The organism is Nocardia sp. NPDC058640, from assembly GCF_042716995.1.
Lineage (GTDB): Bacteria > Actinomycetota > Actinomycetes > Mycobacteriales > Mycobacteriaceae > Nocardia.
This window is the reverse complement of sequence record NZ_JBHXRG010000058.1, coordinates 1-9228: the sequence shown is the minus strand read 5'-3', so window position 1 is coordinate 9228 and position 9228 is coordinate 1. Positions and strand designations below refer to the sequence as shown.

Annotated in this window: 7 protein-coding genes; 3 read left to right on the top strand and 4 right to left on the bottom strand. The window is 68.1% G+C overall.

Going from position 1 to position 9228, the window contains the following annotated elements:
* Positions 1 to 191: 191 nt before the first annotated feature.
* Both ACFWU5_RS28900 and ACFWU5_RS28895 read right to left on the bottom strand, forming a co-directional pair.
* Positions 192 to 1250: a fused (3R)-hydroxyacyl-ACP dehydratase subunits HadA/HadB gene (locus tag ACFWU5_RS28900; RefSeq protein ID WP_379270036.1), complete on the bottom strand. Its 1059-nt coding sequence runs from the start codon at positions 1248 to 1250 to the stop codon at positions 192 to 194.
* A 97-nt stretch (positions 1251 to 1347) separates the two neighbouring features.
* A complete protein-coding gene (locus ACFWU5_RS28895) occupies positions 1348 to 3510 on the bottom strand; it encodes a hypothetical protein (protein WP_379270034.1) in 2163 nt (720 codons plus the stop codon).
* Positions 3511 to 4434: 924 nt separating this feature from the next.
* On the opposite strand from ACFWU5_RS28895, the gene ACFWU5_RS28890 reads away from it, so the two are divergent.
* Positions 4435 to 4869, top strand: coding sequence for a DUF3151 domain-containing protein (locus ACFWU5_RS28890; RefSeq protein WP_379243843.1), 435 nt, complete (start codon positions 4435 to 4437; stop codon positions 4867 to 4869).
* A gap of 26 nt (positions 4870 to 4895) precedes the next feature.
* The gene (locus ACFWU5_RS28885) at positions 4896 to 6062 is read left to right on the top strand and encodes an aromatic acid exporter family protein (protein WP_379270032.1); all 1167 of its coding nucleotides are present in this window, start codon (positions 4896 to 4898) and stop codon (positions 6060 to 6062) included.
* Position 6063: 1 nt separating this feature from the next.
* Here the strand turns inward: ACFWU5_RS28885 and ACFWU5_RS28880 are convergent, their stop codons facing one another.
* Complete coding sequence (locus ACFWU5_RS28880) at positions 6064 to 6846, bottom strand: site-2 protease family protein (RefSeq protein ID WP_379270031.1); 783 nt, start codon at positions 6844 to 6846, stop codon at positions 6064 to 6066.
* The gene (locus ACFWU5_RS28875; RefSeq protein ID WP_379243840.1) at positions 6843 to 7472 is read right to left on the bottom strand and encodes a hypothetical protein; all 630 of its coding nucleotides are present in this window, start codon (positions 7470 to 7472) and stop codon (positions 6843 to 6845) included. Before ACFWU5_RS28875 ends, ACFWU5_RS28880 begins: the two co-directional genes overlap by 4 nt.
* A gap of 223 nt (positions 7473 to 7695) precedes the next feature.
* On the opposite strand from ACFWU5_RS28875, the gene ACFWU5_RS28870 reads away from it, so the two are divergent.
* Positions 7696 to 8985, top strand: a complete 1290-nt coding sequence (locus ACFWU5_RS28870; RefSeq protein WP_379270029.1) for an adenylosuccinate synthase — start codon at positions 7696 to 7698, stop codon at positions 8983 to 8985.
* Positions 8986 to 9228 lie beyond the last annotated feature (243 nt).

Sequence of the window (9228 nt, the reverse complement as noted above, 5' to 3'; positions counted from 1 at the left end):
ACGGTTGCTTGAGGCTGCGCCTCGGACGCAACGGCGGCTAACTCGCGGCCGGGCCGCTACGGCCACTGCGTGGCCGCTGCTCCCTATGGGTCGCAGGTGCGGGGCTGGGAGTGCGGTAGGTGGCGGGTTTGGGGCGAGGTGTGTGGTTGGGGTGTGCGGTGTGGGGCGCTTCGGGGTGTGCGGTGTGGGGTTCAGGTCAGGCGGATTTCGGCTGCGGCGCGGCCGAAGAGCTTGCGGCCCTCGGAGATTCCGCTCAGCAGGACCGTTGCCGCGCGGCGGTCGGGGTCTACCGACTTGACCTTGCCGGAGAACTCGATCACGCCTGCGTCGGTGGGGGGAACTGGGACGAAACCGGAGAAGCGGACGCTGAGCTTTTCGATGGCGGTCGGGTCGCCCAGCCAGTCGGTGAGGTACTGCGCGGCCAGGCCCATGGTGAGCAGGCCGTGCGCGACAACCGTTGGTAGACCTGCCAATTCGGCGGCGCGGTCGCTGAAGTGGATGGGGTTGGGGTCGCCGGACACGCCCGCGTAGTTGGCCAGGTCGCCGCGGGTGAGGCGGGCGGTGGCGGGGGGAAGTTCGGTGCCCTTGGTGAGGGTGTCGAATTCGGGGGTGGTGTTGACGGGCGCGGCCTCGTGCGGGGGCAGCGCGCGGGCGGGGCCGGTGCGGCGGATCAGCAGGTCGTGCGTGCCGACACCGGCGACAGTGTCGGGGCGCGGGTGCATGCTGATGTTCTCGACGGCCTCGACGATATTGGGGTCCACGTCCATGCCGCGGCGGGCCACGATGGTGGTGGTGCCCTGCACCGCGACCTGGTCGTGCTGGTTCACCAGCTTGAAGCCGACGTTGATGAAGTCGTTGTCGCCGAACTGGCGGATCGACTCGATCTCGATCTCGGTGCTGATCCGGTCGCCCGCCAGCATCGGGTGGAACAGCTCGAACACCTGGTCGGTCTGCAGCACCTGCGACAGGTCGTACTCGGTGAGCACGCTGTCGAGCAGGGCGCGGGTGGCGCTCATGCCGATCACCGACGCGAAGGTCGGCGGGGCGATCACGCCGTCGTAGCCGAGCTTGCGCGCGTCGACTTCGTGCTGGTGGGCGGGGTGCAGGTTCTGCACGGCCCTGGCGAATTCTCGGATCTTCTCGCGGCCCACTTCGTAGTGGTCACGGAAGCCGAAGCGCTGACCAACCAGCGTCGCATCCGGGACCACAGCGTCGATGTCCGGCTGCTCCACTGTCTGTTCCGTGCTCATGATCCGGAAAACTTTACTTGTTTACCCATCTGGATCACCAGTTATGTGTGACCCGTCATAGCAGGCACAAGTGTCCGCTACGACGGGTCGACACCGATCAGGGAGTTCCGGCGGGGTCGCACACCTTCCAGCTGCCGTCGGTGCGCTGCAGGTCGAACGTGCGCGCGGTCCGCTTCGACGGATCCGCCGAGGTGTACACCGTGGCCTGCGCCAACGCCGTATCGCCGGTGATCCGCACCGCGTCCACACTGTCGACCACCGGAATCGACCCGCGTTCGGTCGACGCCTTGTGCACGCCGTCGAACTTGTCCGGCTCGATCCCCTGGTAGAAGTCGTGCAGCTGCCCGCACGTGCTGGCCCGCAACTCCTCGAGATCACCGGACTGCAGCGCATCGGTGTAATCCCCGATCACCGCCCGCACCTGCCCCTCGGGCGAGGAATCCGTACCACCCATCACCGCGAAAGCACCCGCGATCAAGGCGACAACGAGCACCACGCCCGCACCGGCCATCAACAACAACTTCTTGGACTTACCCCCGGCCTTCCCAGGCTCACCCTGCTCCGCCCCGACCCGCTGCGGCGGCGCCACCTGCCGAGGCCCCTCGGCCAACTGATTCGCGGGCCGAGTCGGCTGAATATCGGCAGGCGAAGGCGCCGACCCACCCGCACGCTGCGGGGCACCCGGCCCACGCGGCGGCGAAGGCTGCGTCTCCTCGACGTCCTTGTCCGCACCGGCAGCCTGCATCCCCGCAGCTCCCAGCCTGGCAGCCGGCGGATCGAACTGCTTGGAGCCGACGGGCCCCGGGTTGCCGGGTCCCTGCTTCGCGAATGCCGAAGGCCCTTGATTGCCGACACCGGGTGCCTGCTGTTTCGAAGCGTCAGACCCAGGCCTGCCCGGCCCGGAAAGACCTTGCTGCCCGTGCCCCTGTTGTCCGGAACCCTGTTGTCCGGAACCCTGCGGGCCGGGTCCCTGCTGACCGGGGCCCTGCTGACCGGAGCTTTGCTGGCCGGGACCGCCCGACCTGTTCGGTCCAACGCCCTGCTGACCGGGCCCTTGTCGACCACCTGCGGAAGGTCCCTGCTGCCCGAGCGCGCCGACTCCATGCTGTCCCGGACCGCCGGGACGCTGACCTTGACCGCCGGGTCCTTGCTGGCTTTGACCGCCGGGTCCCTGTTGACCCGGACCACCGGGTCCTCGCATGCCGGGTCCCTGTTGACCCGGACCACCGGGTCCTTGCTGGCCGGGACCGCTAGGCCCCTGCTGACCCGGACCACCGGGCCCCTGCTGACCAGCTTGCCGCGGCCCACCCGGCCGACGCGGCGTATTCGGCGGCGGCGTCATCACGGGCCGCCCACCCGCAGGCTTCACCCGATCCGTCGCACCAGCACCAGCGGCCTGCGCTCGCTGCACCGGGACCGCGGTCGTCGGCGCATCCGCCGAATTCACGATCCGCATCGCCACGGTCTGATCCTCCGAACCCGGACCAACCCCCTTCGGCGAACCGGTCTTGAAGTTCTCCGTCGCATCGGCATCGACAGGCTTACCGCCGCGCGCCCCGCCCTTCCCCGCCGCACCGGCACCCGAATCCTTCTCGGTCGCGACGTCTGCTGCGGACCGAGCAGTCGAATCTTTCTCGGAGGCCGTGTCGTGAGCACCTGCCGCGGACCGGGTAGCCGAATCCTTCTCGGACCCTGTGCCGTCAGCGCCCGCTGCAGGCCGAGCGGCCGAATCATTCTCGGCCACAACAGCGTCCGCTGCCTTCATCGACTCGACACCGTCTCGAGCGCGCAGATCGTCCTTGTCGAAACCGGACCCACCAACAACATTCGCGTTCGATCCGCGCGCCGCGTCGCCGCCCCCGGCCGCCCCCGAAGCGCTCGCCGCACCCGCGTCTTCCGCGCCGGCACCGGACCCGCCATCGGCGAGGGAGTCGGAGTTCGTCTCAGCCCCACCGGTTTTCCCGGTTGTGACAGACCCCGCCGCAGCTCCAGCCGCCGCAGCCGCAGCTCCTGCTGCACTACCTGCAGTCGCCCCGCGCCCGACTCCGCCACCCTCGCCCGACGTCGACCCGGACGTCACATCCGCCTCATCGACGGTGAGATCGGCCCTGCTCATCGCATGGGTCGGCACCTCGGCCTGATCTGCCTTCGACTTCCCGCCGAACTTCACCGTCTGGTCATCAGCCGAACTCCCGTGCCCCGCACCGGAATTCCGCCCCGGAATCGACATCGCGGTCGTCGGCGCATCCGGCCCAGCCACATCAGCACCCCGCCCCGCACGCCCACTGGGGGCCGCCCGTTCAGGGCCCCGCTCCGCACGAGGATCGGCACCATCCGCTCGCCCCGCACCCGGCAGCCCTTGCGACAAACCCGCCAGCGGCGATTCGCCGCCGGCTCCGCTACCCGGTCGACCACTCGCATTCCCCGGCCCACCAGGCCGCTGCGCAGGCCCGCCACCAACGCGAGGCCCCCCGGCCTGCCGCGAACCCGGCCCACGATCAGGACCGATCGGCCGCCCACCCGGCCCCGAACCCTGTTGCCCACCGGGAGACTGCGGCGCGCCCGACGCCTGATCCGGCCGCCCCGAACTCTGTTGCCCCCCAGCGACATTGCCCGGCTGACCCGCACCGGGACCACCCGCGGGCCGCACCCCACCGGGCGTAAACCCGGGCCGCCCCCACGACTGCTGCGCACCCGGCCCCGAAGGCGTTTGCCCCGCAGGCGAACCCGGCGTACCGGACCCCGCAGCGTTCCCACCAGGTCGACCCGGCAGATCCCCACGCCGAATCACCACGGTCTCGGCACTACCGGGCGTCGCCCGATCCGGCTCCGTCACCGACCCGGGCCCACCGGGAGGAGACGCCGACGTCTCATCGCGCCGCCCGGGCGCACCGGGACCGGCAGACTCTGCTGCCGGGTTGTTCTCGTCGGTCGGGTCGGACACCTCTGTACCCCTCGCTCAGGCTCGAACGTTGCACTCTGGGATCAGACTAGTCGGCGCTGCGCGCGAAGCGTTTCCGAACTCGCGCACGGCAACGCAACCCACTGATCACGCAAGAACATGGGTAACTCCCCAACCACCTCCCACCCCACCCGCGCAAAACGCTCGCCCGACAACACACAGTCGAGGCTCCGGACGGCACGCTGAATACGCGGAGAGGCGGCACAGTGCACAATGAATCCCATGACTTCCTTCGGTGACCTGCTCGGACCGCAGCCGGTCCTCCTCCCTGAACTGACCGACGCCGAAGACGCCATCGCCACCGGCACCGACCCCGTCGAGGTCGCCGCACAGTTTCCGGCCGCCTCGATCGCCTGGGCCCAGCTCGCCGAGGCCGCGCTGAAACGCGCCGGCGGCGAGGTCAACCACGACACCGTGGCCGCGTACGCGTTCGCCCGCACCGGCTACCACCGTGGCTTGGACCTGCTGCGCCGCAACGGCTGGAAGGGTTTCGGCCCGGTCCCGTGGAACCACGAACCGAACCAGGGTTTCCTGCGCAGCGTTGGCGCGTTGGCCGCCGCGGCGAAGACGATCGGCGAGACCGAGGAGTACGCGCGCTGCCTGGACCTGCTCGAGGATTGCGACCCGCGGGCCGCGACCGAGCTCGGTTTGGACTGAAGTCACCGGCCGGGTCCGAGTCATAGGTGAGCGAGCACAAGCCCTTCGTCGCCGTGGCCACTCCGGTTGTCGCGGCGGCCAAGGTAAGTACCGTCGGCCGGTATCGGGCGTCGGTCGAGCGCTTGCGTCTGTCGGCGATCCCGATCATCCAGTGTGCGCTGGGTGCGGCGCTGGCGTGGTTCATCGCGCACGACGTCGTCCACCACCCTGAGCCGTTCTTCGCCCCGACCGCCGCGGTGGTCTCGATCGGCATCTCGTTCGGCGCGCGGGTGCGTCGTTCGGTGGAGTTGGTGGTGGGTGTCGCGGTCGGCATCGGCATCGGCGACCTGTTCATCGCCCAGGTGGGTACCGGTGTGTGGCAGGTGGCGCTGGTGGTCGCGGGTGCCATGGCGGTGTCGGTGTTCCTCGGCAGCGGCGTGCTGATGACGATCCAGGCGGCGGGTTCGGCGGTGCTGGTCTCGACGTTGCACCAGGCGCCGGGCGCGGGCCCCAACCGCATGATCGACGCCTTGATCGGCGGACTTGTCGGTGTGCTGATGGTCGCGCTGATCCCGCTGCACCCGGTGCGCCGTGCCCGCGAACACGCCGCCGACGTGCTGTCGGCGATGAGCAAGTCGATGATCTCCTGCGCCGAGGGCCTGCTCGAACAGAACTCGACCAAGGTGGCCGACGCGCTGGCCGCGGTGCGCGCCACCCAACCCCAGATCGACGCGTTGCGTGACGCGTTGGAGGGCGGCCGGGAGATCAGCCGAATATCACCGCTGTACTGGAATTCCCGAAAACGTTTGGAACGCATCCACAACGCTTCGGACCCACTCGACAACGCGGTGCGCAATACCCGTGTCCTGCTTCGCCGTTCGCTGACGCTGGTCCGCGACGACGAGGTCCTCGACCCGCGCCTGATCGACCTGGTCGACCAACTGGGTCACGCCACCGATGTGGTGCGCAAGATGATGCTGGCCGACCCCGGCGAGCAACCCGATCAGGCCGAAGCCACCCGCGCCCTGCGCAGCGTGGCCAGAGACGCCCGCCCCGAGCTGGTCGCGGGCGCGGGCCTGTCGGCGCATGTGGTGTTCGCGCAGATCCGGTCGATCGTGGTGGACCTGATGGTGGTGTGCGGTTTGCAGCGCATCTCGGCGATCGCCCTGCTCCCGCCTACCGTGCCCAATCCGTATGTGACGCCGGAGGAGTGAGTCAGCTCCAGAAACGCGTCAACTGGCTGCCGTACGCGGCCCACACTTCAGGCACCCCGGACAGTCCGAACAGGGCGTAGACCCCGTTGAAGAACACGTCACTCAACGGCGTGAAGAAGATGACGGCGAACAGAATCAACATGCCGTACGGCTTGAACTGGTCCAGCGACCGTCGCGTCTGGTAGCTCAGCGACGGCTCGATGACCCCGTAACCATCCAGGCCCGGCACCGGAAGAGCGTTCAACAGAAACGCCGTGATCTGCAGAAACGCCAGAAAGCTGAGCCCACACCAGAACGCGGGATGTTCGGCCATCGACCCGAAAGCCCGGATCACCAGCAACAACACGATCGCGCACAGTGCGTTGGACGCGGGCCCGACCGCACTGACCAGGCGTTGCACACTGGTCTTGAACCGCGTGGTGTCCACGTACACCGCCCCACCGGGCAGCCCGATCCCGCCCAGCGCGATGAACACCAGCGGCAGCCCGATCGAGAGCACCGGATGGCTGTACTTCAGCGGATTCAACGTGAGATACCCACGCACTTCCACCTCGTGATCGCCCGCCCGCCACGCCACATACGCGTGCGAGAACTCATGCAGGCACAAGCTGATGATCCAGCCGAACACCACCAGCAGGAAAACGCCGACCTTGGCCTGCGTCGAGTCGATGTCGGCGTCCCATGCCAGCGCACCGCCCGCGGCGGTGATCAGCACGATGAGCAGGAAAACCGGGCTCGGCCGCACGTGGCCGGTCCGTCGATCCGAGGGGAAAGAGTAAGTCATCGCACCAATAACCAGGGTTGTTCGAACCGATAGAACGTGGATCGGGGGACCGTGCGCTGCGCGGTGACTCCGTCGCGGGTGACCACCGCGCCGGGGCTGCCCAGTTGCGCGGCGCGCCCGGCGACCCAGGAGCGCTTGCGCAAACCCTTGCGCACACGCGCGCGCACACCGGGCATGGTCATGGTCGGGGAGATCAGCATCGTGGTGACCGTGCCGGTGAACAGCAGCGTGTCGTCGACATAGGCTTCGCCCTCCAGCTTCGCGCCGTCGACGCCGGTGATGCTCGCGCGCCCGACCAGCACGGTGCCGGTGTCGTCGCGGATCAGCGGTGTCTCGATCGCGCGGCCCTCGACCGCGCGCTTGGCGGCGGCGTTGCCGGTGCCGGTCTGATAGACCCGCGAGCCGTAGGTGGTGTCGACGGGCACGAACCCGACTTCGACGTGCAGTCGATCGGTTCGCATCAGATGGGTCAGTACCGCGGCCAGCGACGCGTCGGCGCCCAACACGATCAGGCGCGGCAGACTGTCGGCCGCGAGCACGGGCAGCAATTCGTCGATCACCGCGACATCGGGCACGATCGCGGTCTGGGTGTTGGGGAGCGAGGCGAGCGCGATCGGGACCGGCATGTCACCGCATCGGAGAACGTGGGTACTCAAACTGCGGTACACCCTCCTCGGTCACACATACATCACTGCCGACTGGTAACCGTAACCGATCCGACCGGGCCCGGCGGGGGCAGGTCGACAGGACCTGATCAGGCGTGCGCTAGACTGTGTCCCCGGCCACCGCCTCAGTTCGGCAGGTAGCTGCAGCACCAGGTGCTGCCGTCGATCTGTAGGAGACTGCGAAATGCCGGCAATCGTGCTCATCGGTGCCCAGTGGGGCGACGAGGGTAAGGGCAAAGCTACCGACCTGCTCGGTGAGCGGTTGCAGTGGGTCGTTCGATACCAGGGCGGCAACAACGCCGGTCACACGGTGGTGCTGCCCAACGGTGACAAGTTCGCGCTGCATCTGATCCCGTCGGGCATTCTCACCCCCGGCGTCAAGAACGTCATCGGCAACGGTGTCGTGGTCGATCCCGGCGTGCTGCTCGACGAGCTCGCGGGCCTGGAAGAGCGCGGAGTCGACACCTCCGGCCTGCTGCTCTCCGCCGACGCGCACCTGATCATGCCGTACCACGTGGCCATCGATAAGGTCACCGAACGCTTCCTGGGCAACCGCAAGATCGGCACCACCGGTCGCGGCATCGGCCCCTGCTACCAGGACAAGGTCGCCCGTGTCGGCGTCCGCGTGGCCGACGTGCTCGACGAGAAGATCCTCACCCAGAAGGTCGAGGCCGCACTGGAATTCAAGAACCAGGTGCTGGTCAAGATCTACAACCGCCGCGCGCTGGACCCGCAGCAGGTTGTCGACGAGGTGCTCGAGAAGGCCGAAGCGTTCAAGCACCGCATCTCCGACACCCGCCTCGAGCTGAACATGGCGCTCGAGCGTGGCGAGACCGTGCTGCTGGAAGGCTCGCAGGGCACCCTGCTCGACGTCGACCACGGCACCTACCCGTTCGTCACCTCGTCCAACCCGACCGCGGGCGGCGCGGCGGTGGGTTCGGGCATCGGCCCGAACAAGATCGACACGGTGCTGGGCATCCTCAAGTGCTACACCACCCGCGTCGGCTCCGGCCCGTTCCCGACCGAGCTGTTCGACAACTTCGGTGAATTCCTGGCCAAGAACGGCGGCGAGGTCGGCGTCACCACCGGTCGCGCCCGTCGTTGTGGCTGGTTCGACGCGGTCATCAGCCGGTACGCCACCCGCGTCAACGGCGTCACCGACTACTTCCTGACGAAACTGGACGTGCTGTCGGGCCTGGACACCGTCCCGATCTGCGTCGCGTACGAAATCGACGGCGAACGCGTCGAACAGATGCCGACCACGCAGACCGGCTTCCACCACGCGAAGCCGATCTACGAGGAGATGCCGGGTTGGTGGGAGGACATCTCCCAGGCCCGCACCTTCGAGGAGTTGCCCGCCAACGCGCAGGCGTATGTGCTTCGGTTGGAAGAGCTTTCGGGTGCGCGGATCTCGTGCATCGGTGTCGGGCCGGGTCGTGATCAGACGATTGTTCGGCATGATGTTCTGGCTTGATGTGAAGTAGTAGTCGAAAAGTCCGGTGCCGGTTTCGGTGCCGGACTTTTTGTTTGGGTGGGTGCGGGACTGTTTTGTGTGGCAGAGCTTCAGGGGTTGAGTGGGCGTGGGACGTTTGTGTGGCAGAGCCTCGGGGGTTGAGTGGGCGTGGGGGGTTTGAGGCTGTGTTTTTGGAGCGCTGGCGCGCTCGAGCGCGGCCCCTGAGGGGCCGCGAGTTTGCCACCGTTGCTTGAGGCTGCTGCT

Coding starts and splice junctions, on each gene's coding strand:
- ACFWU5_RS28900 (WP_379270036.1), bottom strand. CDS start 1,250: ATGAGCACGGAACAGACAGTGGAGCAGCCGGACATCGACGCTGTGGTC.
- ACFWU5_RS28890 (WP_379243843.1), top strand. CDS start 4,435: ATGACTTCCTTCGGTGACCTGCTCGGACCGCAGCCGGTCCTCCTCCCT.
- ACFWU5_RS28880 (WP_379270031.1), bottom strand. CDS start 6,846: ATGACTTACTCTTTCCCCTCGGATCGACGGACCGGCCACGTGCGGCCG.
- ACFWU5_RS28875 (WP_379243840.1), bottom strand. CDS start 7,472: ATGCCGGTCCCGATCGCGCTCGCCTCGCTCCCCAACACCCAGACCGCG.
- ACFWU5_RS28870 (WP_379270029.1), top strand. CDS start 7,696: ATGCCGGCAATCGTGCTCATCGGTGCCCAGTGGGGCGACGAGGGTAAG.